At 73.6% G+C, this 26,400-nt stretch carries 26 protein-coding genes, 3 tRNA genes, 1 other RNA gene and 1 pseudogene; 12 read left to right on the top strand and 19 right to left on the bottom strand.

Annotated elements, in window-relative coordinates; translation table 11 throughout:
- Positions 1–11 precede the first annotated feature (11 nt).
- Positions 12–449, bottom strand: a complete 438-nt coding sequence (locus ACFWW8_RS08150) for a MarR family winged helix-turn-helix transcriptional regulator (RefSeq protein WP_386525245.1) — start codon at positions 447–449, stop codon at positions 12–14.
- Positions 450–567: 118 nt separating this feature from the next.
- Between ACFWW8_RS08150 and ACFWW8_RS08145 the strand changes: the two genes are divergently transcribed.
- The gene (locus ACFWW8_RS08145) at positions 568–804 is read left to right on the top strand and encodes a hypothetical protein (RefSeq protein ID WP_386525243.1); all 237 of its coding nucleotides are present in this window, start codon (positions 568–570) and stop codon (positions 802–804) included.
- Positions 805–1,016: 212 nt separating this feature from the next.
- Here ACFWW8_RS08145 and ACFWW8_RS08140 read toward each other — a convergent pair whose 3' ends face one another.
- The 10 genes from ACFWW8_RS08140 to ACFWW8_RS08095 all read right to left on the bottom strand — a co-directional run bounded on the left by ACFWW8_RS08140 (position 1,017) and on the right by ACFWW8_RS08095 (position 8,097).
- Positions 1,017–1,838 (bottom strand): hypothetical protein, encoded by an 822-nt coding sequence (locus ACFWW8_RS08140; RefSeq protein ID WP_386525240.1) that lies wholly within the window; start codon positions 1,836–1,838, stop codon positions 1,017–1,019.
- Positions 1,839–1,887: 49 nt separating this feature from the next.
- A complete protein-coding gene (locus tag ACFWW8_RS08135; RefSeq protein WP_351275052.1) occupies positions 1,888–2,727 on the bottom strand; it encodes an RNA polymerase sigma factor SigF in 840 nt (279 codons plus the stop codon).
- Positions 2,728–2,957: 230 nt separating this feature from the next.
- Positions 2,958–3,899 carry an RNA polymerase sigma factor SigF gene (locus ACFWW8_RS08130; protein WP_386525237.1) on the bottom strand — a complete coding sequence of 314 codons (942 nt, stop codon included), beginning with the start codon at positions 3,897–3,899 and terminating at the stop codon, positions 2,958–2,960.
- A 361-nt stretch (positions 3,900–4,260) separates the two neighbouring features.
- The gene (locus ACFWW8_RS08125; RefSeq protein ID WP_386525234.1) at positions 4,261–4,422 is read right to left on the bottom strand and encodes a hypothetical protein; all 162 of its coding nucleotides are present in this window, start codon (positions 4,420–4,422) and stop codon (positions 4,261–4,263) included.
- A 373-nt stretch (positions 4,423–4,795) separates the two neighbouring features.
- Complete coding sequence (locus ACFWW8_RS08120; RefSeq protein ID WP_386525232.1) at positions 4,796–5,083, bottom strand: hypothetical protein; 288 nt, start codon at positions 5,081–5,083, stop codon at positions 4,796–4,798.
- A gap of 195 nt (positions 5,084–5,278) precedes the next feature.
- Positions 5,279–5,365: transfer RNA gene (locus ACFWW8_RS08115), tRNA-Ser, on the bottom strand.
- Between the two features lie 48 nt (positions 5,366–5,413).
- The gene (gene tadA / locus ACFWW8_RS08110; protein WP_386525749.1) at positions 5,414–5,842 is read right to left on the bottom strand and encodes a tRNA adenosine(34) deaminase TadA; all 429 of its coding nucleotides are present in this window, start codon (positions 5,840–5,842) and stop codon (positions 5,414–5,416) included.
- Positions 5,843–5,901: 59 nt separating this feature from the next.
- On the bottom strand, positions 5,902–6,456 hold the full coding sequence (locus ACFWW8_RS08105; protein WP_386525230.1) for a hypothetical protein: 555 nt from the start codon (positions 6,454–6,456) through the stop codon (positions 5,902–5,904).
- A gap of 381 nt (positions 6,457–6,837) precedes the next feature.
- Positions 6,838–7,032 (bottom strand): hypothetical protein, encoded by a 195-nt coding sequence (locus ACFWW8_RS08100; protein WP_386525229.1) that lies wholly within the window; start codon positions 7,030–7,032, stop codon positions 6,838–6,840.
- 129 nt (positions 7,033–7,161) lie between these two features.
- Positions 7,162–8,097: a universal stress protein gene (locus ACFWW8_RS08095; protein ID WP_386525227.1), complete on the bottom strand. Its 936-nt coding sequence runs from the start codon at positions 8,095–8,097 to the stop codon at positions 7,162–7,164.
- Positions 8,098–8,276: 179 nt separating this feature from the next.
- Between ACFWW8_RS08095 and upp the strand changes: the two genes are divergently transcribed.
- Positions 8,277–8,912 carry a uracil phosphoribosyltransferase gene (gene upp, locus ACFWW8_RS08090; RefSeq protein ID WP_386525225.1) on the top strand — a complete coding sequence of 212 codons (636 nt, stop codon included), beginning with the start codon at positions 8,277–8,279 and terminating at the stop codon, positions 8,910–8,912.
- Positions 8,913–9,008: 96 nt separating this feature from the next.
- On the opposite strand, the gene ACFWW8_RS08085 is transcribed toward upp, so the two are convergent.
- Together ACFWW8_RS08085 and ACFWW8_RS08080 are read right to left on the bottom strand one after the other, a co-directional pair.
- Positions 9,009–9,677 (bottom strand): LytR C-terminal domain-containing protein, encoded by a 669-nt coding sequence (locus tag ACFWW8_RS08085; RefSeq protein ID WP_386525222.1) that lies wholly within the window; start codon positions 9,675–9,677, stop codon positions 9,009–9,011.
- Between the two features lie 161 nt (positions 9,678–9,838).
- On the bottom strand, positions 9,839–10,135 hold the full coding sequence (locus tag ACFWW8_RS08080; protein ID WP_017240525.1) for a type II toxin-antitoxin system VapB family antitoxin: 297 nt from the start codon (positions 10,133–10,135) through the stop codon (positions 9,839–9,841).
- A gap of 88 nt (positions 10,136–10,223) precedes the next feature.
- Here ACFWW8_RS08080 and ACFWW8_RS08075 point away from each other — a divergent pair, with 88 nt between their 5' ends.
- Both ACFWW8_RS08075 and opcA read left to right on the top strand, forming a co-directional pair.
- Entirely contained in the window at positions 10,224–11,903 is a 1,680-nt protein-coding gene (locus ACFWW8_RS08075; protein WP_386525220.1) for a helicase HerA-like domain-containing protein, read from the top strand.
- An 86-nt stretch (positions 11,904–11,989) separates the two neighbouring features.
- Positions 11,990–12,922: a glucose-6-phosphate dehydrogenase assembly protein OpcA gene (gene opcA / locus ACFWW8_RS08070; protein ID WP_386525217.1), complete on the top strand. Its 933-nt coding sequence runs from the start codon at positions 11,990–11,992 to the stop codon at positions 12,920–12,922.
- Here the strand turns inward: opcA and ACFWW8_RS08065 are convergent.
- Entirely contained in the window at positions 12,871–13,344 is a 474-nt protein-coding gene (locus ACFWW8_RS08065; protein ID WP_386525215.1) for a cupin domain-containing protein, read from the bottom strand. The two genes, opcA and ACFWW8_RS08065, sit on opposite strands and share 52 nt — an antisense overlap.
- Before the next feature lie 96 nt (positions 13,345–13,440).
- Entirely contained in the window at positions 13,441–14,091 is a 651-nt protein-coding gene (locus ACFWW8_RS08060; RefSeq protein WP_386525213.1) for an HhH-GPD-type base excision DNA repair protein, read from the bottom strand.
- A gap of 131 nt (positions 14,092–14,222) precedes the next feature.
- Between ACFWW8_RS08060 and ACFWW8_RS08055 the strand changes: the two genes are divergently transcribed.
- Together ACFWW8_RS08055 and ACFWW8_RS08050 are read left to right on the top strand one after the other, a co-directional pair.
- On the top strand, positions 14,223–15,047 hold the full coding sequence (locus ACFWW8_RS08055; RefSeq protein ID WP_386525211.1) for a VOC family protein: 825 nt from the start codon (positions 14,223–14,225) through the stop codon (positions 15,045–15,047).
- 249 nt (positions 15,048–15,296) lie between these two features.
- Positions 15,297–15,467, top strand: a pseudogene (locus ACFWW8_RS08050) (molybdopterin-binding protein); the annotation flags it as partial.
- Positions 15,468–15,552: 85 nt separating this feature from the next.
- Here the strand turns inward: ACFWW8_RS08050 and ACFWW8_RS08045 are convergent.
- Positions 15,553–15,640 (bottom strand) — tRNA-Ser (locus tag ACFWW8_RS08045).
- Positions 15,641–15,759: 119 nt separating this feature from the next.
- Here ACFWW8_RS08045 and ffs point away from each other — a divergent pair.
- From ffs to ACFWW8_RS08015, 6 genes are all read left to right on the top strand, one after another.
- Positions 15,760–15,858, top strand: an RNA gene (gene ffs / locus ACFWW8_RS08040) — signal recognition particle sRNA small type.
- A 90-nt stretch (positions 15,859–15,948) separates the two neighbouring features.
- Positions 15,949–18,174 carry a DNA polymerase III subunit gamma and tau gene (locus tag ACFWW8_RS08035; protein WP_386525208.1) on the top strand — a complete coding sequence of 742 codons (2,226 nt, stop codon included), beginning with the start codon at positions 15,949–15,951 and terminating at the stop codon, positions 18,172–18,174.
- Between the two features lie 61 nt (positions 18,175–18,235).
- The gene (purD, locus tag ACFWW8_RS08030; RefSeq protein WP_386525206.1) at positions 18,236–19,489 is read left to right on the top strand and encodes a phosphoribosylamine--glycine ligase; all 1,254 of its coding nucleotides are present in this window, start codon (positions 18,236–18,238) and stop codon (positions 19,487–19,489) included.
- Positions 19,490–19,797: 308 nt separating this feature from the next.
- The gene (locus tag ACFWW8_RS08025; RefSeq protein ID WP_386525746.1) at positions 19,798–21,663 is read left to right on the top strand and encodes a hypothetical protein; all 1,866 of its coding nucleotides are present in this window, start codon (positions 19,798–19,800) and stop codon (positions 21,661–21,663) included.
- Positions 21,664–21,883: 220 nt separating this feature from the next.
- A complete protein-coding gene (locus ACFWW8_RS08020) occupies positions 21,884–23,371 on the top strand; it encodes a N,N-dimethylformamidase beta subunit family domain-containing protein (RefSeq protein ID WP_386525204.1) in 1,488 nt (495 codons plus the stop codon).
- A 75-nt stretch (positions 23,372–23,446) separates the two neighbouring features.
- Positions 23,447–24,361: a phosphoribosylaminoimidazolesuccinocarboxamide synthase gene (locus ACFWW8_RS08015; protein ID WP_386525201.1), complete on the top strand. Its 915-nt coding sequence runs from the start codon at positions 23,447–23,449 to the stop codon at positions 24,359–24,361.
- Positions 24,362–24,408: 47 nt separating this feature from the next.
- Here ACFWW8_RS08015 and ACFWW8_RS08010 read toward each other — a convergent pair.
- The 3 genes from ACFWW8_RS08010 to ACFWW8_RS08000 form a co-directional block, all read right to left on the bottom strand.
- Positions 24,409–24,481, bottom strand: a tRNA-Gly gene (locus tag ACFWW8_RS08010).
- A 22-nt stretch (positions 24,482–24,503) separates the two neighbouring features.
- Entirely contained in the window at positions 24,504–25,115 is a 612-nt protein-coding gene (locus ACFWW8_RS08005; protein ID WP_383923840.1) for a response regulator, read from the bottom strand.
- A complete protein-coding gene (locus ACFWW8_RS08000; protein ID WP_386525198.1) occupies positions 25,112–26,380 on the bottom strand; it encodes a sensor histidine kinase in 1,269 nt (422 codons plus the stop codon). The genes ACFWW8_RS08005 and ACFWW8_RS08000 overlap by 4 nt, the downstream gene beginning before the upstream one ends.
- Between the last annotated feature and the right edge of the window lie 20 nt (positions 26,381–26,400).

Below are 26,400 nucleotides of genomic sequence, written 5' to 3'. Positions count from 1 at the left end.
TTCCTTACGTACTAGAAGCTCGATCGGAGTCGGGCCAGCAGGGTGTTGAGTTCGTCGATGTCCCGGGCGGACCAGTCGGCCAGGGCTCTCTCCAGCGCGTCCGTGTACCGGGCGCCGAGCTCGGTGAGCAGCGCCCGCCCGGCCGGGGTGAGCCGCAGGATCCGGCAGCGGCCGTCCCCCGGGTCCATCTCCCGTGCGATCCAGCCGCGGTCGGCCACGTGGGCCACGTGCCGGCTGGTCACCGAGACGTCGATCGCCATGAACGCGGCGAGCCGGCTCAGCCGCATCTCGCCGTGCCGGTCGAGCACGGTGAGGACGGCGGCGGCGCCGGCCGGACAGTCCGGGGGCAGTGTGCGGGCGAGGTCGCGCTTGACCGCGCCGATCCCGGTCAGCTGGCGGGCCAGCTCCTGGTACCGGGTGGATGTGCTCGGAACGGTAGGAGTGGTCACCGGGCAGCCCCTCATCTTGTTGCTTAGAGCAACCATAGAAGCGGATGGTTGCTACAGGCAAATGAATCGAGGGGGTCGGGCGGTAAAGGAATCGGAAAACCGGCTAGGGTCCTGATCCATGGCTGCGAACCACAACTCACAGGGCCCCGAGGGCAACTACGACCCCGCGGGCAGCACTCAGATGTTCCGGGCGTTCGTCGACGAAGCCGCTCCAACCCGGCAGGCGGGCCCCGGCGCCCGTCAGCAGCGCCGCGCGGGACAGCAGCAGGCCGGCTCGAAGAAGGGGCAGTGGATCGGCATCGCCCTCGGTCTGGTGCTCGCCATCGGCGCCGCCGTGTGGGTCGTCCTGCACTGAGCCGTCCCTGACGGATCACGGGACGGCCGTCGTATGGGCCGTCCCGCGCGGACGGGAGCGGCGCGCGCCCCCGGGCAGAGCGGCGCGTGCCGCAAGGCCTGCACGGGCGGAGCCCGCCTGCCCCGCGGTGGGCCGGCCCGCCGTGCCCCGACGCGATCCGGTACGCCCTCCCCCGGGCCCGTCGCGCGCCTCCGCGGGCGCGCGCCCGCGGCTCAGCTCCAAGCTGCCGTGACCTTCCTGGTCTCCACCCGCATGCCCAGCGGGACCCGCCAGGACTCCACGCACACGGTGTAGGTCTGCGTCTTCGCGGCGCCGCCCGCGATCGGTGCCGGCAGCGGCTGGGTGGTGGTGATCGTGGCCCAGTCGACGCCGAGGGCGCCGATGATGTGCGTCGCGAAGCCGACCGTGCCGGACCGGGCCGCGGTCGTGCCGCTGTTGGTGAACGTGACGGTGACCCGCTCGCACCAGCGGTCGCCCGCGGCCGCCCTGGTCGGGGCCGAGACCGCCAGCCGCGCCGGAGTGGCCGGAGGCGGTGGCGCGGGCGGTGTCGTGCCGGGCCCGGTGCCCGGCGGGGTCGTCGGCGCGGTGGGCGGGGTCCCGGAACCGCCCGCGCCCCCGGACGTGCCGGAACCGGGCGCGCCGGGGCCGCCCGGGGTGTCCCGCGGGGCGGAGCCGCCGGGGGTGCTGGTGATGTGCCCGGGTCCCGGTGGTGCGCCGGTGCCGGATGCCGGGCCGCCGGGTGCGCCGGACGGGGCTCCGCTCCGGGCGGAGCCGCCCTGGGCATGGCCCTCCGCGCTGCTGGTGGGCGTACCGGGGGATCCGGCGGAACCGCCCGCCGCGGACGGGCCGCCGAGCTGCTGGAACTCCACCGCACCCTGCGGCGCCACGTTCTCCCCCGCGCCCCGTTCGGGGCCCGGGGCCGCGGCGCCCACGGCGACGTAGCCGTCCGGCGACGGGCCGCTGCAGCCGGTGAGGCCGGCGGCGGCCGTGCAGCACAGGGCGAGGAGAGCGGCCGCGCGAGATCCCTTTCGCATCGCGCCAGTTTTGCTGACGCTGCGTCAATTGGGAACGGCGCGGTACGGGTTACTCACCGATCAGCCCGACACGCAGTTGCGCGAGGGTGCGGGTGAGCAGCCGGGAGACGTGCATCTGGGAGATGCCGACCTCCTCGCCGATCTGCGACTGGGTCATGTTCGCGAAGAACCGCAGCATGATGATCTGCCGTTCCCTGGGCGGGAGTTTGGCGAGCAGCGGCTTGAGCGACTCGCGGTACTCGACGCCTTCGAGCGCGGTGTCCTCGTAGCCGAGGCGGTCCGCGAGCGAGCCCTCGCCGCCCTCGTCCTCGGGGGAGGGCGAGTCGAGCGAGGACGCGGTGTAGGCGTTGCCCACGGCGAGGCCGTCGACGACGTCCTCCTCCGACACCCCGAGCACGGCGGCGAGCTCCGGCACGGTCGGCGAGCGGTCCAGTTTCTGGGCGAGCTCGTCGCTGGCCTTCGTCAGCGCCAGGCGCAGCTCCTGGAGCCGCCGCGGGACGCGGACGGACCAGGAGGTGTCCCTAAAGAATCGTTTGATCTCGCCCACGACGGTCGGCATCGCGAACGTCGGGAACTCGACGCCGCGTTCGCAGTCGAACCGGTCGATCGCCTTGATCAGGCCGATCGTGCCGACTTGGACGATGTCCTCCATCGGCTCGTTGCGGCTGCGGAACCGGGCGGCGGCGTACCGCACCAGGGGCAGGTTCAGCTCGATCAGGGTGTCGCGTACGTACACCCGGTCGGGGCTGTCCGCGTCCAGGGAGGCGAGCCGCTGGAAGAGGGAGCGGGAGAGGGTGCGGGTGTCGATGGCTTCCGAGCGGTCGGACACTGCCGGTGTCGGGCTCTTGACGAGCGTGAGCACCTTGGAGCTGCCCTGGTCTACGGACATGCCACCCCCTTGAGGTCGCGGACGGTCGCGTGCGGCGCGCCCGTCAGAGGAACGCAGCCTCCACCTGAATACCGGAGGCGGGGCTGCGGCAAACGCGGTTCCAGCAGAATGTCACATGTCGGCAACACGCTGTAGCGCCAAGTCGACATATATCTCCAGCGACAGACCAGGTCAGAAGGGGATATGGCTGTTCTGCCGGGAATCGAGGGAATGGTCTCCACTCGTTCCGGTTACGCCTCGATCCTGTTTGCGGATCTCAGCCGGGCGAAGCTGCGCGCGAGCAACCGGGAGACGTGCATCTGGGAGACGCCGAGCTCGGCGCTGATCTGGGACTGCGTCAGGTTGTTGTAGTACCGCAGGAGCAGGATGCGCTGCTCGCGTTCGGGCAGCTGTACGAGCAGGTGGCGGACGAGGTCGCGGTGCTCGACCCCGGCAAGCTCCGGGTCCTCGTACCCCAGGCGGTCCAGCAGCCCGGGCATGCCGTCGCCCTCCTGGGCGGCCTCCAGCGAGGTCGCGTGGTAGCTGCGGCCGGCCTCGATGCAGGACAGCACCTCGTCCTCGGTGATGCGCAGCCGTTCGGCGATCTCAGGGGTGGTCGGGGTGCGCCCGTGGAGGGTGGTGAGGTCCTCGGTCGCGGCGTTGACCTGCACCCACAGCTCGTGGAGGCGGCGCGGCACGTGGACGGTGCGGACGTTGTCGCGGAAGTACCGCTTGATCTCGCCCACGACGGTCGGCATCGCGAAGGTCGGGAACTGCACGCCGCGCTCCGGGTCGAACCGGTCGATGGCGTTGATCAGCCCGATGGTCCCGACCTGGACCACGTCCTCCATCGGCTCGTTGCGGCTGCGGAAGCGGGCGGCCGCGTACCGGACGAGCGGAAGGTTGGCCTCGATCAGGGCCCCGCGCACCCGGGTGTGCTCGCCGGTGCCCGGCTCCAGGTTCTTCAGCTGACCGAAGAGCACCTGGGTGAGCGCCCGGGTGTCCGCGCCCCTGCTGGACGGTCTCGGGGGGACCGGGGCGGGCGGTGCGGCGGCCTGGGCCTCGCCCTGAGTGCCCTGCTCGGCCTGTCCGCCCGGCTGCGCCTCCTGCCCCGGTCCCTCCGCCGGCTCCGGGCGGGTCTCCGGGCGGGTCTCCGGGCGGGTCTCCTGGCGGGATTCCTGCTGGAGAGGCACCTGGGATTCCTGGTGGGGCTCGTACGGGGATGCCTGCGCCGGGGCCTGCCGGCCCGGCTGGGGCGGCGCCTGCGGGGACGTCTGCGCCGACACCGGTGGGCGGTCCTGCTGGGGATCCTGCTGGGGTGGCACCTGAGGCGCAGTACTGGCCGGCACGGTCACGCCACCCCTTCAGTCAACTCATCCGTTAAAAGCGGTCATAGCATCACAAGAGATATGCACTGTGTGCAAGCACCGTATAACGCCGTGTTGACGGCAAGTTGGCCAAATAGGTGCAATATGCCCAGTCCTGGGTACGCAAAAAACCCCCACCCGTCGGAGTGGGGGGCCGGGAATCCGGAAACCGCATCAGCGTACGGGCTCAGCGCACCAGTTCGGTCATGAACTCGCCGATGCCGGACGCGGCATCCGATATGCCCTGGAAGCCTATTCCGACCATCTCGGCGGCCCGTTTGGGCTGCGTGATGATCACGAAGAGGACGAACACGGTGACGACGCCCGTGATGAGCTTCTTGGTGTCCATGTGCGGTGACGGCCTCCCCAACCGGTCCTGCCAAAGTCGGGTGAGTCTAACCGGTCGGGTTTGGACACTCACCAGGCCTTTGAGGACCAAGGACCCGGCGGTCCGGGTCCTTTGCCGTCGGGTCGGTGTGCGCCGCGGGCGCAGGATGGATGCGAGCCCACCGGTTCTGGCAGGAAACCGGTGGGTGAGGGACAGGACCTCACTGCGGGGTCCGAGCCGCAAGCTTCCCCCTGACTGCGGCCCGGACTGGCAGGTTCCGTCCTCGTCGGGGGGAGCGGCTTGTCCCCCCGATGCCGCTCCCCCCGTCCCGAGCGTCGAAGGTCCCGGTTCAGGCCGGGGCCTTCTTCGCGTGTCCGGGGGAGGAGCCGGCCGGCTACTGGACGCCGCCCAGGAGGCCGACGACGGGCTCCACGGGGGCGATCACGGGCGCCAGGTGGTTCGGGACCTCCATCAGCTGGTTGAGCTCGTTCAGCTGGTTGAGCTTCGCGCCGATCTCCTGGACGGAGCCGGGCGTGGCCCCGGCCGGCATGCCGGGAGCCGCCGTCGGGAGGTCCGGCAGGGTCAGGGGGGCGATCGGGGCGGCCGAGGCGGCGGATGCGGCGAGGCCCGCGGCGGCCCCCGCGAGGGCGAAGGCGGCGAGGATGCGCTGGGTCTTGGTCATGCCGTGACAACGGCCGAGGCGCCGGGCGGTCACGCGGACGTCCGCCGGACAGGCGCGAACGGCCGCGAACGGCCGCGTCCGGCCACGGGTGAACCCGGAGGAGCCGCCGGCGGCCTCAGCGGCCCCCGCAGGTTTCGTGCACCCCCTGGAACGCCGAGAGCCCCGACCCTTGCGGGGCGGGGCTCTCGGTCAGAGCGGTAGCGGTGGGATTTGAACCCACGGACAGCTTGCACCATCACACGCTTTCGAGGCGTGCTCCTTCGGCCGCTCGGACACGCTACCGAGAGAGAGCTTAGCCCACGGTGCACCGTGCTCTGAAATCCGTATCCGTCACAGGCTCCGGAAGAAGTCCGTGAGCTGCCGGGCGCACTCCTCGGCCAGAACCCCGCCCACGACTTCGGGCCGGTGGTTGAGCCTGCGGTCCCGTACGAGGTCCCACAGCGAACCGGCCGCGCCGGCCTTCTCGTCGACGGCGCCGAAGACGATCCGGGCCACCCGCGACTGGACGAGCGCTCCCGCGCACATCACGCACGGCTCCAGGGTCACCACCAGGGTGCACCCCGGGAGCCGCCACTCCCCGACCGCGGCGGCCGCCCGGCGCAGCGCCACCACCTCGGCGTGCGCGGTGGGGTCGCCGGTCGCCTCGCGCTCGTTGTACCCGGTGGCGAGGAGCCCGCCGTCCGGGCCGAGCACCACGGCGCCGACCGGCACGTCGCCGGCCGGCACCGCCCTGGCGGCCTCCACGAGCGCGAGGCGCATGGAGTCCCGCCAGGGGTCCCGTACGGGATCGGGACCGGGGGGTGCGTCGTGCGTGCCGGTCACAAGCGGACGGCCTCCAGGACCTCGGTGGCGCCGAGCGAGTCGGCGATCTCCGAGAGGGCTTCCCCATTCAGGTTCATCAGCTGCTTGTTGGTCACGCCGAGGTCGTCCAGCAGCGCGGGGTCACCGAGGGGCCCGGCCGGTACCGGCTCCGCGCCGCTCCCGCCCGGTTCGTCGGCGTCGGCGGCCCCGGCCGCGAACGGGGCGACGGGCTCCTCCTCGCCGTCCTCGGTGCCGTCCAGGTCCAGCTCGTCGAGTTCGTCGTCGTCCTCCTCGTCGTTGCCCAGCAGCTCTTTGGTCAGCATCGAGCCGTAGGAGCTGCGGGCGGCCCCGGCGGCGTTCGACACGAAGTACCGCGGGTCCTCCTCGCCGTCCACGCGGACGACGCCGAACCAGGCGTCCTCCTGCTCGATGAGGGCGACCACCGTGTCGTCGTCGACAGCGGCGGAACGGGCGAGATCGATCAGATCACTGAGGGACTCGACGTTGTCGAGTTCCATGTCGCTCGCTTCCCACCCGTCTTCGGTGCGCGCGAGCAGTGCGGCGAAGTACACCGTGACTCTCCCACTGGTCTTAGGCGTGCCGGTTGGAGGTCCCCCCGGCCGGAGGATGGGGTGGAACGGCCGTTCTGCTCGCCGCCCGTGCCCCGCCCAATCGGCATCGTGGCAGAAACGGCGGCTTTGCGAGAGGTCTTCCGCGCTTGCGTCGCGCCGTGCCGTGCGCCGCGCGGCGCGTACGGGGACCCCGGGACGGTGGTGCCGTACGGGTCCGGAGGCTCCGGCGGGGCCCGCTCCGGCGGTCGCGCGGCCCGGCGCGTCCCGGCCGTGTCGGCGGGCGCGGCGCGGGCCGGGGCGGCCCTGGCGCCGGTGGCCGTTCGGGGCCGGACGCGGCCCGCGACCCGGTCCGGAGGCGCGCCCGCCGGGCTGCCCGCCGGGCTACCAGCGGAACGTGCGCATGCGCATCTGCTGGCGCATCCGCGCCGCGCGGGCGCGCCGGGGCTGGACGCGGTCGCGCAGCTCGCGCGCCTCGTTCAGGTCGCGCAGGAACTGCGCGCGCCGCGCACGGCGCTGCGCCGCCGTCTCCGGCGTTCCGTAGTTGTCGGTCTCGTCGCTCGACTGCGTGTCGGGCATCGGCCACCACCCCGGCTGGTCCGGTCGTCCTCCTCCGCCGGCGCGAAGCAGACCCCCCGCGGACCACCTTCCCCCGGTCGGCCCGATTGATGCCACCCCGGTGCAGGTCAGACCGGTCGCCCGGCGGCCCTAGTCGTCCGTGAGGGTCGGGACGACGGCCACCGGGCCGTGCGCGTGCTGGAGGACCGCGTTGGCGACCGACCCCATGAGGAGCGACATCGCGCCGCGGCGCGGGTGGTGGCGGCCCACGACGACGAGGGCCGCCGAGCGGGAGGCTTCGACCAGTCGGCCCGCCGGGTCCCCGGGGACGGCGGCCTGCTCGACGGGGACGTCCGGGTGGCGGGCCCGGAGCGGGGCCAGCCGCTCCGTCTGGGAGCGCAGCATCTCCCGCTCGGCCGGCACGGCGTCCCCGCCGTCGGCGAGCCCCTCCGGCGGGATCACCGCGAAGGGGCTGTCCATCACCAGCGTCGGCGAGGGCGGGATCAGGTACGCGGAGACCACCTGGACGGTGGTCCCCCGTGCGGCCGCTTCCGCGAACGCGAAGTCCAGTACGTCCTCGGGGGTCTCGGCGGCGTGCAGCCCCAGGACCACCCGCCCGGCGGACGCGTCCGGCGCGGCGCCGGCGCGGCGCTCCTCGTGCGGGACCACCACCACCGGGCACGGCGCCGTCGTGGAGACGGCGCGGCTGTTCGAGCCCAGCAGCAGGGTGGCGAAGCCGCCGCGGCCCCGGGAGCCCATCACCAGCATCAGGGACCGCGCGCCGATGACCCGCAGCGCCTCGGGCACGGAGCCCTCCAGCGCCTCGTAGCGCACTTCGCCGGGCAGCTCCGGGCCGCTGTCGAGGAGGGCCCGGATGCGGTCGCGGACCGGGTCGGCGAACTCGTCGGGCTGTGAGGCGTCGTGCAGCGCGGCCCGCCGGCCGGCGTACAACTGGGCGTGGTCGGGAAGCACATGGGCGATCAGCAGTCCGGTACGGTGCCGCAGGGCGGCGGCCCGGGCCCACTCCAGGGCTCCGAGGCTGTGGTCGGATCCGTCGACGGCCGCGATCACCGGTGCGCTGCTCATCCGTCCAGCGTGCTGGGTGCGCACCCGGGCCGCATCTCCAGACGGCGGCGGTGCGTCCGCGCCTTGAGACGTGAAGCGCCTCCGGCAGCGCGTAGCCTTTTGGGTGCGGGTCGCGTCGTGCGGCCGTTTTCGCAGGTCGCAGGTCGAGAACCCTGGGTTTCCGAGTCTTGGAGGATGTTGTGCGTTTGCAGGTCGTCGATCACCCCTTGGTGGCGCACAAACTCACCACCCTGCGCGACAAGCGCACCGACTCCGCCACCTTCCGCCGCCTCGCCGACGAGCTGGTCACCCTGCTCGCGTACGAGGCCACCCGGGACGTGCGCACCGAGCAGGCCGACATCGAGACCCCGGTCGGTCCCACCACCGGGGTGAAGCTGTCGCACCCGCGCCCGCTGGTCGTGCCGATCCTGCGCGCCGGTCTCGGCATGCTCGACGGCATGGTGCGGCTGCTGCCGACCGCCGAGGTGGGCTTCCTGGGCATGGTCCGCAACGAGGAGACCCTGGAGGCCTCCACGTACGCGACGCGCATGCCCGAGGACCTCTCCGGCCGTCAGGTCTACGTCGTCGACCCGATGCTCGCCACCGGCGGCACGCTGGTCGCGGCGATCCGCGAGCTGATCAAGCGCGGCGCCGACGACGTCACCGCCGTGGTGTTGCTGGCCGCCCCGGAGGGCGTGGAGGTCATGGAGCGCGACCTGGCGGGCACGCCGGTGACCGTGGTCACCGCCGCGGTGGACGAGCGGCTCAACGAGCACGGCTACATCGTGCCGGGGCTGGGCGACGCGGGTGACCGGATGTACGGCTCCGCCGAGTAGCGCGCAGCCGTCCCGGCGGCCGCGACCCGCGGGAGCGGGAGCGGCGGAGGGCACAGGAGAGCCCCGGAGCCCCGCGGGCTCCGGGGCTCCGGGCCGTCAGCAGTTCTTGGCGGGTGCGGGTGCGGGGTTGGCCAGCAGGGCCAGTGCCTTGTCCGCGTCCTCCTTCGTGCTGAGCTCCTTGAAGGCGTCGCCGAGGATCAGGTCGATGTCGGCGCCCTCGCGGTTGTCGGTCTGCAGCGTGGTGCCGGTCAGCTGGGTGCCGAGCACGGCGAAGGCGGCCTTGTCGGTGGCCGGGGAGCCCACCAGTATCCCGGTGCCGGGGACCTTCTTGTCGAAGGTGGCCGGGGCGTTGCCGACGCTGCCGACGAGGAAGCCGCGTTTCTTCAGCTCGTCGCCGACTGCCTTCGCCAGCCCGGCGCGCGGGGTCGCGTTGAAGACGTTGACCGTGATCTGGCCGGGCTGGGGCAGCACGACGGCCGGCTTGGCAGACGTCGAAGGGGCGGCCGCGGGGGCGCCCTTGACGGCGGCCGCGGGTTTCGCGGTCGGACAGTCCCCGGCGCCGGCCGCCGTGTTCCGTTTGAGGCTGTCGCCCCGGAACACGTCGATGAGCTGCAGTGCCCCGTAGCTGATCACTGCGAGGGCGAGGACCGCGCCGAGTGCGGTGAGGACGATCCGGCGGAGGCTCCGCTTACGGCTCATGCGGGGGTAAGCCGCTCCCGTGACGCGGTACTTTCCGCCCATGCCGGGGGGAGTGAGCATGCTCATGAGCGCAGCGTAGTGCCGCCCACCGGCGATGCCCACTCGATGATGTGCTGATACGCAAAGGGCGACCCGAAAGGCGCAATCCGGTACGAAGCGCCGACGCTCGGCGCGGGGACCGGCCGCGGGGCCGCCGACGGGCACCGGGGCGGGCCGTCGGCGGGTCGTCAGTCCATTTCGAGGACGCGGGCGTGCAGCACCTGGCGCTGCTGCAGGGCGGCGCGCACGGCGCGGTGCAGCCCGTCCTCCAGATAGAGGTCGCCCCGCCACTTGACGACGTGCGCGAAGAGGTCGCCGTAGAAGGTGGAGTCCTCGGCGAGCAGCGTTTCGAGGTCGAGCTGCCCCTTGGTCGTCACCAGCTGGTCGAGCCGGACCGGGCGCGGCGCGACGTCCGCCCACTGCCGGGTGCTTTCCCGGCCGTGGTCGGGGTACGGCTTTCCGTTACCGATGCGCTTGAAGATCACACGGAAAGCCTACCGGGCCGGTGCCTGCGGGCGCAGCCTTGCACGGTTGGTGCAAAAGTGGCGAACGGCACCAACTCGGGAGTGATGCATGAGTGAGAGCACCGACCCAGACGCCACGACGCCCGCGAGCACCCCGGCTGACGGTGCGGCACCGGCCGCGGGCGCGGCGGCCGACGCGGCGGGACCGGACGACGATTCCGGACCGGCCGCGCGGATCGCCGCCGGATACGCCTTCACCGGCCCCGCCCTCGACCTGGGGGCCCTGCTCTGGGACGGCGTCTGCCTGCCGGACCGCCAGATCCGCATCCCCCTGTCGATGCTGAACCGGCACGGGCTGGTCGCTGGCGCCACCGGCACCGGCAAGACCAAGACCCTCCAGCTCATCGCGGAGCAGCTCTCCGCCAACGGCGTCCCGGTCTTCCTCGCGGACGTTAAGGGCGACGTCTCCGGGATCTCGGCGCCCGGCGCCTCCCACGAGAAGGTCGTGCAGCGCGCCGCCGACGTCGCCCAGGAGTGGCACGCCACCGGCTTCCCGAGCGAGTTCTACTCGCTCGGCGGCATCGGCCCCGGGATCCCGGTCCGCTCCACCGTGACCAGCTTCGGGCCGGTCCTGATGTCCAAGGTGCTCCAGCTCAACCAGACGCAGGAGCAGTCCCTCGGCCTGATCTTCCACTACGCCGACGCCAAGGGCCTGGAGCTCGTCGACCTCAAGGACCTGCGCGCCGTCGCCGCCTTCCTCGTCTCCGACCAGGGGAAGCCGGAGCTCAAGGGCATCGGCGGACTGTCGACGGTGACCGCCGGGGTGATCCTGCGGGCGCTCACCGCCTTCGAGCAGCAGGGCGCCGGCGAGTTCTTCGGCGAGCCGGAGTTCGACACCGGCGAGTTCCTCCGCACGGCAGCCGACGGCCGCGGAGTGGTCTCCGTACTGGAGCTCCCGGCCGTCCAGGACAAGCCGCAGCTCTTCTCCACCTTCCTGATGTGGCTGCTGGCCGACCTGTTCAACGACCTGCCGGAGGTCGGCGATCTGGAGCAGCCCAAGCTCGTCTTCTTCTTCGACGAGGCCCATCTGTTGTTCAACGGGGCCTCGAAGGCCTTCCTCGACTCCATCACCCAGACCGTGCGCCTGATCCGCTCCAAGGGCATCGGCGTCTTCTTCGTGACGCAGACGCCCAAGGACGTACCGGCGGACGTGCTCGCCCAGCTCGGCAACCGCGTGCAGCACGCGCTGCGCGCCTTCACCCCCGACGACGCGAAGGCGCTCAGGGCGACGGTGCGGACCTTCCCGCACTCCGCGTACGACCTGGAGGAGCTCCTCACGGGGCTCGGCACCGGCGAGGCGGTCATCACCGTGCTCAGCGAGAACGGCGCCCCCACCCCCGTCGCGGCGACCCGGCTGCGCGCCCCGCAGTCGCTCATGGGGCCGGTCGACGCGGCCGCCCTGGACGCGGCGGTGAAGGGCTCGCTGCTGTACCCGCGCTACGCGGAGCCGGTCGACCGCGAGTCCGCGTACGAGAAGATCAGCGCCGAGCAGGCCGCGGCCGAGGCGGCGGCTGAGGCGGCCGCGGCCGCCGCGGAGGCCGAGAAGCGGGCCGGGGCGGAGGCCAGGGAAGCCGGGAAGGCGGCCCGCAGGGCCCCCGAGCCCGCCCCCTCGCTCGCCGAACAGGTGGTGGGCAGCGGGCTGTTCCGCTCGCTGGCCCGGTCGATCGGGACGCAGCTGGGCCGGGAGATCTCGCGGTCGGTCTTCGGTACGGCGCGCAAGCGCCGCTGACGCCGGCCGCGGCCCCGCACCCCGCTCCGGGCGGATTCGAGCGAACCTGGTGCCGGGACCGGACCGGTCGCTGACAGACTCGGTCCATGCGGACCGAACTCACCGACACCACGTCCAGCAAGGTCAACCGGGCGCTGCTCGAAGCCCGCAGGGCGATAGGCAGCCCCACCATGGGGCTGGTGCTGACGCTCGTCGTCGTCACCGACGAGGAGAACGCCTACGACGCCGTGCGGGCGGCCTCGGAGGCCTCGCACGAGCACCCGTGCCGCATCATCGCGGTGATCAAACGGACCTCCCGGGGGCCCCACAAGCTCCGCGCGACCCGGCTGGACGCCGAGCTGAAGGTCGGGGCGGACGCCGGAACGGGCGAGATCGTGATGCTGCGCCTGCACGGCGAGCTGACCGGTCAGGCCGGTTCGGTGGTGCTCCCCCTGCTCCTGCCGGACGCGCCCGTGGTGGCCTGGTGGCCGGCCGACGCCCCCGCCGACCCGGCCCGGGACTCCCTCGGGGTCCTCGCGCAGCGCCGGATCACCGACGCCCAGGCCGCGGCCGACCCGGTCGCCGAACTGGACGTGCGCGCCGCGGCGTACCAGCCCGGGGACACCGACCTGGCCTGGACCCGGCTGACGCCGTGGCGGGCCCTGCTGGCCGCCGCGCTGGACCAGAAGCCGTTGCGGGTGACCGGCGCACGGGTGGAGAGCGAGCCCGACAATCCCAGCTCCGAGCTGCTGGCGCGGTGGCTGGAGGACCGGCTCGGGGTGCCCGCCGCCCGCGTGGCGAGCGAGGGCCCGGTGATCACCCGGGTGGTGCTGGAGACCGGGGCCGGCGAGATCAGCGTGGACCGGCCCGGGGGCGTGCTGGCGACCCTGGCCCTGCCGGGGAGCCCGGACCGCAAGGTGGCCCTGAAGATCCGCGGCGGCGCCGAGCTGATGGCGGAGGAGCTGCGCCGCCTGGACGCGGACGAGGTCTACGGGGCCGCGCTGCGGCGGCGGCCGCTCCAGACCGGGCTCTGCGCGTAGTGGTTGTCGTACGTCGGTGAACTGTCCTTGATGTCCTGCACGGTGGCCTCGCCCGCATGGACCCGGCCGAGGAGCCGGTAGTAGTCGAAGCGGCCCATGCCGGGCGTGAATCCGACGAACACCGAGGCCGCGTGGCCCGCGGCGGGCGCGAAGGCGTGCGTGACGCCGGGCGGGACCACGATGAAGTCGCCGGCGCCGAGGGTGTGGATCTCGTCGCCGACGAGCACGTCGAGCCGCCCGGCGGTGACGTGGAAGAACTCGGTCGCCCTGGTGTGGAAGTGCACCGGGGCGCCGGCCGCGCCCTCGTCGAAGGTGGCCGTGTTGCAGGTGAGCTCTGCGGTGTCCGTCAGCAGCGTGATGACGCTGCCCGGGGCGTCCTGGACGGCTTCGGCGGTGGCGGCGCGGACCGCGGTCTCTGTCATGCCCTCAATCTACGGACCTGATAGACCGGCCACAGGGGTCAATCGGAGGGCTGCCAGGCCGGTCAATTCCGTCGGGCTTGCAGCCTCGGCCGCCGGTCAAGCCTTCTCCGTCCCGTCAGCCCTCGCCGTCTTGTCAGCCCTCGCCGCCGTCTCCGCCTTGGCCTTCTTGGCCGCGGCCTTCATCTCCTGCTTGTGGGCGCGCACCTTGGCCAGCGACTCCGGTCCCGTGATGTCGGCCGCCGACCGGTAGACGCCGTCCGGCCCGTACCCGCCCGCGGCCTCCCGCCAGCCCTTCGGGCGCACCCCGAACCGCTTGCCCAGCAGGGCGAGGAAGATCTGGGCCTTCTGCTCGCCGAAGCCGGGCAGCTCCTTGAGCCGCTTCAGCAGCTCCGCGCCCGTCCCGGCGTCGGCCCATACGGCTTCGGCGTCCCCTCCGTAGTGCTCCACCAGGTAGGCGCACAGCTGCTGGACGCGGGTGGCCATCGACCCCGGATAGCGGTGCACGGCCGGCTTCTCCGAGAGCAGGGCGGCGAAGGCCTCCGGGTCCTGGCCGGCGATCGCGTGCGCGTCCAGGTCGTCGGCGCCGAGCCGCCGGGCGATCGTCCAGGGCCCGGAGAACGCCCACTCCATCGGCACCTGCTGGTCGAGCAGCATCCCGACGAGGGCGGCGAGCGGGCTCCGGCCGAGCAGTGCGTCGGCCTCCGGCTGCTGGGCCAGCCGGATCACGGGGGTGTCCTTGTGCTCCATGGCTCCAGCCTGCCCCCGGGTCGCGCTCCCCGCGCGGTCGCCGCACCGCGCGCCTAGCGTGAGTACGGCACGGACAGAACGCACGAAAACGTACGGCGGGCGCGGGCACACGACACAGGAGTCGATCGATCATGGCTGAGTTCCCGGAAGGCGCACCGTGTTGGGCGGATGCGATGTTCACCGACGTGGAGGCCGCCAAGACCTTCTACGCCGACGTGCTGGGCTGGACCTTCGGCGAGTCCAGCAGTGAGTACGGCAACTACACGCAGGCCTACTCGGACGGCAAGGCCGTCGCGGCCGTCGTCCCGCCGATGCCGGGAGCGGACGCCCCGTCGCAGTGGTGCCTGTACCTGGCCTCGCCCGACGCGGCGGCCACCGCCGAAAAGGTGAAGGCGGCCGGCGGCGAGCTGCTGATGGAGCCGATGCAGGTCGGCACGTTCGGCACGATGCTTCTTGCGAAGGAGCCGAGCGGGGCGGTGTTCGGCGTCTGGCAGCCGGGCGAGCACAAGGGCTTCGAGAAGACCGGCGAGCCGGGCTCCTACGCCTGGGCGGAGGTCTTCTCCCGGGAACCGGAGAAGGCGGACGGGTTCCTGCCGAAGGTCTTCCCGTACGGGGTCCAGCGCATGGAGCCGGGCGAGGACCCGGACCCGGGCGACATGGACTTCAAGCTGTTCACCCTGGGCGGCTCCGAGCCCGACCACGCGGTGCTGGGGCGGATGGGCATGGGCGAGGACTTCCCGCCCGAGATCCCCTCCTACGTCCAGGTCTACTTCGCCGTCCCGGACTGCGACGAGGCGGTCGCCAAGACGAGGAAGCACGGCGGGAGGCTGTACTTCGGGCCGATGGACAGCCCGTTCGGGCGCTTCGCCGCGGTCGCGGACCCGCAGGGGGCCGCCTTCGCGGTCATCGACCTGACGACGACCGTCGGGGAGATGCCGCGGCTGTCGGACGCGTAGGCCGGCGCTCCCGGCTCGCGGCCGGCCCTGCCCGGATCTTGCCGGGCCCGGTCCCCGCCGGGCCCGGACCGCCGCTCGCGCAGGCGCCAGCCGCTCGCGCAGGCGCCAGCCGGTCGGGTGGTTCCCGTCCGCGGGTGCGACGGGCCGGGCCCGCGGCGCGGCGACGCCGCCTACGGTCGGTCCCGCGGCTCCCCCGAGCCGTGCGGCCCCCGGGCCCCGCAGCCCCCACGGCAAGAGGTCGAACCACCCATGACGCTGAGCATCCGCAACCAGCCGGCCGGCACCGTCACCGCCGTCACCTCCGGCGAGGCCCTGTCGACGGTCAAGGTCCGTCTGGAGGGCGGCCAGGACCTGACCGCAGCCATCACCACCGACGCGGTCGAGGACCTCGCCATCGTCGCCGGGTCCTCCGTCAAGGCCAACTGAGACGGAAACTGAGACGGGACGACGCGAAGAGCCCCACCGCAAGCGGTGGGGCTCTTCGACATCGTGCCCGGTGAGGCACTGGCGGAGGATACGAGATTCGAACTCGTGAGGGGTTGCCCCCAACACGCTTTCCAAGCGTGCGCCCTAGGCCACTAGGCGAATCCTCCGCGGCAAACAATACAAGACGTTGAGGGGTGCTCGCGAACGTGATCGTCCGCGAACGATCGGGCGGGAGTTCCGGTCGGAGTCCGGCTCGATTCCGGGGCCTTCCATCCGCTAGGGTGGGGCCAGCCCCTCACGTGGCGCTATCTCACCCAATTCCCCCAGGGCCGGAAGGCAGCAAGGGTAAGTGGGCTCTGGCGGGTGCGTGGGGGGCGCTTTGCGTTCCGGGGGCGGGTCCCGCTGTGGATCCCGGGGCGGATCCCGCGGTGGCCGAGGGCCGCCGTTGTCGGCGGGCCCGGATAACCTCGTAGACGTGTCGTCCCTTGCGCTGTACCGCCGCTATCGCCCCGAGTCGTTCGCCGAGGTCATCGGGCAGGAGCATGTCACTGCACCGCTGATGCAGGCCCTGCGGAACAACCGGGTCAACCACGCGTACCTGTTCAGCGGGCCGCGCGGCTGTGGAAAGACGACCAGCGCGCGCATCCTCGCCCGCTGTCTGAACTGCGAGCAGGGCCCCACCCCGACCCCGTGCGGGGAGTGCCAGTCCTGCCAGGACCTCGCCAGGAACGGGCGGGGCTCCATCGACGTCATCGAGATCGACGCCGCTTCGCACGGTGGTGTGGACGACGCCCGTGACCTGCGCGAGAAGGCCTTCTTCGGACCGGCCTCCAGCCGCTACAAGATCTACATCATCGACGAGGCCCACATGGTCACCTCGGCGGGCTTCAACGCCCTGCTGAAGGTCGTCGAGGAGCCGCCGGAGCACCTCAAGTTCATCTTCGCCACCACGGAGCCGGAGAAGGTGATCGGGACCATCCGGTCCAGGACGCACCACTACCCCTTCCGGCTGGTTCCGCCCGGCACCCTGCGGGACTACCTGGGCGAGGTCTGCGGCCGCGAGGGCGCCAAGGTCGAGGACGGCGTGCTGCCGCTCGTCGTGCGCGCCGGCGCCGGCTCCGTGCGCGACTCGATGTCCGTGATGGACCAGCTGCTCGCAGGCGCCACCGACACGGGTGTGACGTACGCCATGGCGACCTCGCTGCTCGGCTACACCGAGGCCTCGCTCCTCGACTCCGTCATCGACGCCTTCGCGTCCGGGGACGGGGCCGCCGCCTTCGAGGTCGTCGACCGCGTCGTGGAGGGCGGGAACGACCCGCGCCGCTTCGTCGCCGACCTGCTGGAGCGGCTGCGCGACCTGGTCATCCTGGCCGCCGTGCCCGACGCCGGGGAGAAGGGGCTGATCGACGCCCCCGCCGATGTCGTGGAGCGGATGCAGGCCCAGGCGTCCGTGTTCGGCGCCGCCGAGCTGTCGCGCGCCGCCGACCTCGTCAACACCGGGCTCACCGAGATGCGCGGCGCCAACGCGCCGCGGCTCCAGCTGGAGCTGATCTGCGCCCGCGTGCTGCTGCCCGCCGCCTTCGACGACGAGCGGTCCTTCCAGGCCCGGCTCGACCGGCTGGAGCGCGGCGGGGCCGGCCTGGCGATGGCCGCCGCCGCTGCCGCCGCCGTTCCGCAGCCCGCCATGGGGTACGCCCCCGGCCCCGAGGCGCACGCCATGGCCCCCGCCGGGCCGGGCGGAGGCCCCGCCGCCGCGCGGGCCGCCGCGCGGGCCCCGGAGCCGGAGGCGGCGCCCGCCCCGGCCGTACGAGCCCCCGCGCCCCCGGAGCCGTCCCACCAGGCCGCCCCCGCCGCCCCGCCCGCGGCCGCCCCGGCCGCGCCCGCACCCGCCGGCCCCGCCCCGGGGGCCTGGCCCGGAGCGGCGCAGCCCGGCGGCGGCGCCCCCGGCGCCTGGCCCGGAGCCGCGGCGCCGGCGGCGGCCGCACCGTCCGCCCCCGCACCGTCCGCCCCCGCACCGTCCGCCCCGGCCCCGTCCGCCCCGGCCGCGGGGGCCTGGCCCAGCGCGGCCGCTCCCGGCCAGGGCGTGCCCGCGGCCCAGGCACCGGCGCCGGCCGCGCAGGCCCCGTCCGCCCCCGCGGCCTCCGCACCCTCTCCGGGCATGGCCGCCGGCGCCGGGCAGATCCAGGCCATGTGGCCCGCGGTCCTGGACGCGGTCAAGAACCGCCGCCGCTTCACCTGGATCCTGCTCAGCCAGAACGCCCAGGTCGCCGGCTTCGACGGCACCACCCTGCAGCTCGGCTTCCCCAACGCCGGAGCCCGCGACAACTTCGCGAGCAGCGGCAGCGAAGAGGTGCTCAAGGCGGTCCTGGCCGAGCAGTTCCAGGTCACCTGGAAGATCGAGGCCGTGGTGGGCGGCGGCGGCCCGGCCGTCTCCTCCTCGTACGCGCCCCCGCAGCCCGCCTACAGCCCGCCCCAGGCCCAGCAGGCCCCCGCGGCCCCCTATCAGCAGCAGCCTCATCAGTCCCCGCAGCAGCCCCCCGCCCCGCAGCCCCCGGCGCACCAGGCGCCGCCGCCCGTGGCCCCCGAGGACGACGTCCCCGAGGAGGACGATCCCGACCTGGTCGACAGCGCCCTGACGGGTCACGACCTCATCGTGCGGGAGCTCGGAGCTACGGTTGTGGAGGAATACACGAACGAGTAGGACCCCGGAGTTGGGGTGGCCGCACGAATCCGGCCGCGCCGTCCCGGCTAGGCTGAGCAGCGTGAAGGTCCTCGTCATCGGCGGCGGCGCCCGCGAACATGCCCTGTGCCGCTCTCTGTCCCTCGACCCCGACGTCTCCGCGCTCTACTGCGCTCCCGGCAACGCCGGCATCGCCGAGGTGGCGGAACTGCGCCCGGTCGACGCCCTCAACGGCACCGCCGTGGCCCGGCTCGCCGCCGAGCTCGGCGTCGGCCTCGTCGTCGTCGGCCCGGAGGCGCCCCTCGTCGCCGGTGTCGCCGACAGCGTCCGCGCCGCCGGCATCCCGTGCTTCGGCCCGACCGCGGCGGCGGCGCAACTGGAGGGCTCCAAGGCCTTCGCCAAGGACGTGATGGCCGCCGCCGGGGTCCCGACGGCGCTCAGCTACGTGTGCACCACCCCCGAGGAGGTGGACGCGGCGCTCGACGCCTTCGGCGCCCCGTACGTCGTCAAGGACGACGGCCTCGCCGCGGGCAAGGGCGTGGTGGTCACCGCGGACCGGGACGCCGCCCGCGCCCACGGCGTGGCCTGCGACCGGGTCGTCATCGAGGAGTACCTCGACGGCCCGGAGGTCTCCCTCTTCGCCATCACCGACGGCGTCACCGTGGTCCCGCTCCAGCCCGCGCAGGACTTCAAGCGCGCGCTCGACGGCGACGAGGGCCCGAACACCGGCGGCATGGGGGCGTACTCCCCCCTGCCCTGGGCCGATCCGAAGCTGGTCGACGAGGTCATGGAGCTGGTCCTCCAGCCGACCGTCGACGAGCTGCGCCGCCGCGGCACCCCGTTCTCCGGGCTGCTCTACGCGGGGCTGGCGATCACCGGCCGCGGCACCCGGGTCATCGAGTTCAACGCCCGGTTCGGCGACCCCGAGACCCAGGTGGTCCTCGCCCGGCTGCGCACCCCGCTCGCGCGCGTGCTGCTGAACGCCGCCAACGGCACCCTGGACTCCGAGCCCCCGCTCAGCTGGCGCGACGACGCCGCCGTCACGGTGGTCATCGCCTCGCACAACTACCCGGAGACCCCGCGCACCGGTGACCCCATCGAGGGCCTCGCGGAGGTCGCCGAGCAGGACGCGCCCGATGCGTACGTGCTGCACGCCGGGACCCGGCAGGAGGGCGACGCGGTCGTCAGCGCGGGCGGCCGCGTGCTGTCGGTGACGGCGACCGGTTCTGATCTGGCGCAGGCCCGCGAGAAGGCGTACAAGGCCGTCGCCCGGATCCGGCTGGACGGTTCCCAGCACCGTACGGACATCGCGGCCGCGGCGGCCGCGGGGCGCTGATCCGCGACGAGGTGGACCCGCGGGCCCGGTGCGCACGAGGTGCGTCCGGGCCCGCGGGCATGTCCCCGGGCGATTGCATCCGGCCGCGTTCGAACGCACCCAGCTTTACCCAAAGCCATTCCATCGGGTGATCGTCACCCCGACCGCCTGACGTCCGGGCGTGCCCCAACTAGGGTGCGGCGCAAGCATTCCGGCACTTGGCCCACCGGCATTGCGATGTCAGGGGCGGGTGTCACAGTGGGGGAGTGAGCAAAGCCGCCGCAGGGCAGAGGGGGTGAGGTCCGGCTGTGTCCGGAACCGGTTCGATCATGGAAGTGGGCGTGCCGTCCGCGCGTTCCCGCGCCTTGGCCGTGCTGCGGGTACGCAGCAGGGCCCTGGCCGTCGGGCTGCTGCCCGCCGCCCTCGCGGTGGTGCTGGTCACCGCCCGGATGACGGGCAGGCTGGCCGGTGACCCCTGGCCCGTGGTGACCCTGGCCGTCTGCGCCGTCGCCGTACTGGTCCTGCTCGTCGGCGGGGTCTTCGCCGCGGTGGTGCTGCGGGCGAGCCCCGCCGTGACCCCGACGGTCCCGCTGTCGGAGACCGCCGCGCCCGACCTCTACCGGCTGGTGCGCGACCTGGCCGACCGGATGGACGTGCCGGCGCCCTCGGCGATAGCCCTGACCCCCGACTGCGACAGCTGGCTGGAGGACCGCACCCACGCCGCACACCGCCGCGGCGGTACGTCCGCCGGCCCGGAATCGGCGCCCGGTGCGGCACCGGTCCTGGTGATCGGCTCTCCGTTCCTGTGGTGGATGCGCGTCGCGGAGCTCCGCGCCGTCCTCGCCCCGGTCGTCGCCGGGACGGGCCCGTCCGCCCATCCCGACATAGCGGACGCCCGCGGCTTCGTGCGCGGGCTGGACGCCGCCGTGGACGTGGGCGGCCGGCCCGGACTCGGCTGGATCGCCGGGTTCGCGAGGCTGCTGCTGCGGCTGTGCCGGGTCGACGCGGCCGAGATGGAGCGCGGCGTGGCCGCGGCCGCCTCGGACCGTGCACAGGGTGTGGACTACGGACTGCGCATCGTCGCCCAGGAGCAGGTCGGCCTCGCCTACGCGGGCTGGGACCGGCTGCTGACCCGGGTCGCGCTGCCCGCCTGGCGGATGGGCCGCTGGCCGGCGCACCTCGACGCCGGAGTCGTCTCCGCGCTGACCGAGCTGTCCCGGCGGGACCGGCTGGCGGAGGGGTTCACCTCCCGCCTCGGCGAGCGGCCCGCGTGCGACCTGCTGGACCAGCCCGGGGTGATCGACGAGGCGACGTCCCTGCTGGCCGCGCGCCTCTTCCACGGCGGTCCCGCCGAGGGGGGACCCGACTGGTCCCCCGTGGACTGGACGGCGTACCCGGAGGAGGTCGTGGACCGCAAGTGGCGCACCGAGGCGGCCCGCCTGCACACGGCCCTGGACGCCCTGGCCGTCCCGTCCGGCGCGGCGGGTCCGGCGGGCTCCGCCGACCGGACCGCGGCGCCGGCGCGCACGGACGGACCGGCCGCCCCGGCCCCCGCGCCGGTCCCGGTGGTCCCCGCGACCGCCACGCCCGCCCTGTCGGCCGCCTCGGCGAAGGCGGCGGCCCCGGCCGTCCCGGCGGCCCCCGCGGCGCCGGTCGCGGGAGCCCCGGCCACCTCCGCCCCGAGGACCTCCGCCGGTGCGCCCGGGGTCGCTGGCCCCGCCGGGGGAAGCGCCGGTGCGGCGTCCTCGGACCACGCCTTCACCGGGCCCACGCTGGAGCGGGTGCTCGGCTATCTCACGGACCCCGCCGGTGACGGCGGGGCCGGCGAGGCGCTGGCCGGCCGGCTCAGCGGCGACCTGGCCCGCGAGGAGCGCGCCTCCGGCCCGGCCGAGGGCGCCGGGAAGGCGCGCGGCGCGGACGCCGTACCGCTGTTCCCGCTGCAGCCGCCCCGCAGCGGGAGGGACCTGCTGGCCGACCACGTGACCGCGATGGTGTGCTGCGCGGCGGTCGACTCGGCCGGCGCCGCACCCGGGCTGGACTGGCTCGACGGACCGGTGCTCCTGGTCGGCGGCGCGCGCCGCTCCGACCTGGCGACGCGCGTGCTGTCCCTGGTCGAGGACGGTGACCCGGGTCCGCTGCGGGACTGGCTGGCGGATCTGGGCGTCCGCCCGGAGAAGCCGGTACGGCTGGTCTGAGCCGCGTCCGGACGGGCCGCGCCGTCGGCCGCGGCTCGTACAGGCAAACGGACGCAGATGTTCCGCTCACGTCAATTCGCGACGAACGGTGACGGAGTGCGTGCGTTATGTGATGTGCTGGGACCGGTCGCTGCCCGGTGACCGGAAACGGCGACCGGAAACAGTGCCGCGCAGCGGCTCGGAGAACGCCCGTTCGGGGGAGCGAGGGAGGGGAGCGGTCATGGGTGCGGACCAGATCCGGCGTTGGGAGTCAGGTGCGCTCGCGCACGCGGTGACCGACCCCTTCGGGCAGGGGCCCCTGCCCTGGTTCCGGGGCAGCGAGCTCTACTTCGACGACACCGGCCAGGTCGTGCCCTGGTACGTGGACCCGGCCGCCGCGGCCGCCGACACCGGCAGGATCCCCCGCGCCCGGACCAACGGCGGGCCCCGCACCGCCGACGACGTGCACCGCCAGATCAAGGGGTTCGCCTCCACCGGAGCCGTCACCCCTGGCGAGGCCATCGACTTCCACATCACCGTCGACCCGCCCCAGCAGTTCTCCGTCGACGTCTACCGGATCGGCCACTACGGCGGCGACGGCGCCTCCAAGATCACCACCAGTCCCCGCCTCTCCGGCATCGTCCAGCCGGCCCCCCTCACCGCCGACCGCACCGTCTCCTGCCACCACTGGTGGATGTCGTGGCGCCTGCAGGTCCCGAGCTACTGGAGCGTCGGGGCGTACGTGGCCGTCCTGACCACCGTCGACGGCTACCGCTCCCACGTCCCCTTCACGGTCCGCGACGACCACCCCGCCGACCTGCTGCTCCTGCTCCCCGACATCACCTGGCAGGCCTACAACCTCTACCCGGAGGACGGCCGCACCGGCGCCAGCCTCTACCACGCCTGGGACGAGGACGGCCGGCTGCTCGGCGAGCGGGACGCCGCCATCACGGTCTCCTTCGACCGCCCCTACGCGGGCGCCGGCCTGCCCCTGCACGTCGGCCACGCGTACGACTTCATCCGCTGGGCCGAGCGCTACGGCTACGACCTCGCGTACGCCGACACCCGCGACCTGCACGCCGGCCGCGTCGACCCCACCCGCTACCGGGGCCTGGTCTTCCCCGGCCACGACGAGTACTGGTCGGCCCCCATGCGCCGCACCGTCGAACGCGCCCGCGAGCACGGCACCTCGCTCGTCTTCCTCTCCGCCAACACCATGTACTGGCAGGTGGAGCTGGGCCCGTCCCCCTCCGGGACCGACGACCGCCTCCTCACCTGCAGAAAACGCCGCGGCCCCGGACGCTCCAGCCTCTGGCGCGAGGTCGACCGCCCCGAGCAGCAGCTCCTCGGCATCCAGTACGCCGGGCGGGTCCCCGAGCCCGAGCCCCTCATCGTGCGCAACGCGACGCACTGGATCTGGGACTCCACCGGAGCCGGCGAGAACGACGAACTGCCCGGCCTGGTCGCGGGCGAGGCCGACCGGTACTTCCCCCGCACGCAGCTCCCCGAGCACCGGGACCGCATCCTGCTGGCGCACTCCCCCTACCTCGACGGCGAGGGCCACCGGCGCCATCAGGAGACCTCGCTCTACCGGGCCCCCAGCGGCGCGCTCGTCTTCGCCTCCGGCACCTTCGCCTGGTCCCCGGCGCTCGACCGGCCGGGTCACGTGGACGAGCGGGTCCAGCGGGCCACGGCCAATCTCCTCGACCGCATCTGCAAGCGCGACTGACACCCCCCGGGCGGTGCGGGGGGTCCCGGTGCGGGAGAATGGCCGTGCGCTCGTACAGAACCACAGGGAGACCCCGTGTCCGGATTCGTCGAAAAGCCCGAGCCGGTCCAGGTGCCGGGCCTCGTCCACCTCCACACCGGCAAGGTGCGCGACCTCTACCGCGACGGGGACGGCCACCTCGTCATGGTCGCCAGCGACCGGATGTCCGCCTTCGACTGGGTGCTCCCCACCGAGATCCCGGACAAGGGCCGCGTCCTCACCCAGCTGTCCCTCTGGTGGTTCGACCAGCTGGCCGAACTGGTCCCGAACCACGTCGTCTCCACCGAACTGCCCGCCGGTGCCCCGGCGGACTGGGCCGGCCGCACGCTGATCTGCCGGAACCTCGACATGGTCCCGGTCGAGTGCGTGGCCCGCGGCTACCTCACCGGCTCCGGCCTCGCCGAGTACGAGAAGACCCGTACGGTCTGCGGACTGGCCCTCCCCGAGGGGCTCGTGGACGGCTCCGAGCTGCCCGCCCCGATCTTCACCCCGGCCGCCAAGGCCGCCGTCGGCGAGCACGACGAGAACGTCTCGTACGAGGAGGTCGCGCGCACCACCGGCGCCGAGACCGCCGCCCTGCTGCGCCAGGCGACCCTCGCCGTCTACGGCCGCGCCCGGGACATCGCCCGCGAGCGCGGGATCATCCTGGCCGACACCAAGTTCGAGTTCGGCTTCGCCGACGGCACCCTGGTCGCCGCCGACGAGGTGCTGACCCCGGACTCCTCGCGCTTCTGGCCCGCCGACCAGTGGGAGCCGGGTCACAGCCAGCCGTCCTTCGACAAGCAGTACGTCCGCGACTGGCTGGCCTCCCCCGCCTCCGGCTGGGACCCCAAGGGCGAACTCCCGCCGCCCGCACTGCCGCAGGACGTCGTCGAGCAGACCCGCGCCAAGTACGTCGAGGCGTACGAGCGGCTCACCGGCCTGTCCTGGACCGCGGCCACCGGGACCTGAGACACGAAGAAGCCCCCCGGCCGATGGCCGGGGGGCTTCTTGCGCTGAGCGGACAACGCGACTCGAACGCGCGACATCCACCTTGGCAAGGTGGTGCTCTACCAACTGAGCTATGTCCGCATGCGCCGTAGCGCGGTACCCACTATACCCAACCCCGCTCCCGTGCGAGACGCACCGCCGTGTGCCGGTTCTCGGCCCCCAGCTTCGTCGCCGCCGAGGACAGGTAGTTCCTTACGGTCCCCTGCGTCAGCGAGGCCCGCTCCGCGATCTCCGCGACCGGCGCCCCGTCCGCCGCGAGTTCGAGCACCTCCGCCTCCCGGGCGGTCAGCGGCGAGTCCCCCGCGCTGATCGCGTCGGCCGCCAACTCCGGGTCCACGTACCGCCCTCCGGCGTGCACGGTCCGGATCAGCTCCGCCAGCCGCTGCGCCGAGACGGTCTTGGGGGCGAAGGCCCGCACCCCGGCCGCCAGGGCGCGCTTCAGGTGTCCGGGACGGCCGTGGCTCGTCACGATCATGGTCTTGCAGCCGGGGAGTTCGGTGCGCAGCGATGTGGCCACGCTCACACCGTCCGCCCCCGGCATCTGGAGGTCCAGCACCGCCACGTCCGGCCGGTGGGCCCTGGCCATCGCCAGCGCCTCGGGGCCCGAAGCTGCCTCGGCGACGACCAGCAGGTCGTCCTCCAGCGCGAGCAGGGCGGCCAGCGCCCCGCGGATCAGGTGCTCGTCGTCCGCGAGCAGGACGCGTACGGGGTTCACACCCGGACCTCCTCTTCCTCTTCCTCGGTGTTCCCGCGCAGCCGCCGCGCGGGGATCTCGGCCCGGACCCGGAAGCGGCCGCCGGGCGCGGGACCGGCCTCCAGGGTTCCCTCCAGCGCGGCCAGCCGCTCCCGCAACCCGGCCAGCCCGGAACCGGGCTTGCCGTCGCCCGGCGCGGCCACCGCGGGCGCCCCGTCGTTCTCCACGACCAGGACCAGGTCCTCCCCGGCGTCCACGGCCGCGAGCCGGATCACACAGTGCCGCGGCTCCCCGTGCCGGAGCACGTTCGTGGTGGCCTCGCGCACCACCCAGCCCAGTGCCGACTGCACCGCCGGAGGCAGCGGCCGGCGCTCCCGCAACTCCACCCGGCAGTCGATCCCGGCTGCGCTCAGCACACCCCGCGCACCTTCCAGCTCCACCGCCAGGTCGGCCTCGCGGTAGCCGCGCACGACGTCCCGCACCTCCCGCTGGGAGTCGCGGGCGATCCGCTGCACCTCGATCATCTGGTCCACGGCCTCCGGGCGTTCGCGCCGGGCCAGCTGGACGGCCAGCTCGCTCTTGAGGGCGATCACCGCGAGGTTGCGCCCCATCACGTCGTGCAGGTCGCGGCCGAAACGCAGCCGCTCCTCCGCGACCGCCAGCTGCGCCTGGAGCTCCCGCGACCGGTCCAGTTCCCGTACGGCGCGCACCAGCCAGGCCGAGAAGCCGCAGGCGGCGACGAGGAAGCAGCCGCTCAGCAGGATCCCGACGCCGTACCCGAGGGCCTCCGCGGCAGGCAGGCCCATGGCGAGCATGGCCAGCGCGGTGCCCACCGCCATGGCGGGGGCCGTCAGCAGCATGTGGCGGACCCTGCGCATGCACAGCACCACCGAACCGCAGGTGAAGCAGGCCAGGCCCAGGACCAGCGTCGGAGCCACCTCCGGAGGCCCGGTCAGTCCGGCCCGGCGCAGGAGGAGCACCGCCAGGCACGCCGCGGCGGTCACGGCCACGGCGGCCACGGCGAGCCGCGTCGGCCGCGCGCGCCGCTCCACGTGCCAGTCCAGCGCCCTGGAGGAGAGCACCCCGCACAGGACGGAGTGGACGCACACGGCGAGGAAGAGCGCGAAGGGCAGCAGCGCCGAGCTGGTGGCGGTCATGGACCCCAGCGCGGCGAGGCCGATCGTCGTGATCTCTATCAGCACGAAGAAGTGGAACGACCAGCGCGTGTACAGCTCGACCTTCCCGGCACTGCTGCGGTTCCTCCACCATCCGGTCAGCTTCGACACGGCGCCTCCCCCCGGCTCGT

Source organism: Streptomyces sp. NPDC058701, assembly GCF_042715295.1.
Classification (GTDB): Bacteria; Actinomycetota; Actinomycetes; order Streptomycetales; family Streptomycetaceae; genus Streptomyces.
This window is presented reverse-complemented; position numbering and strand designations above follow the sequence as displayed.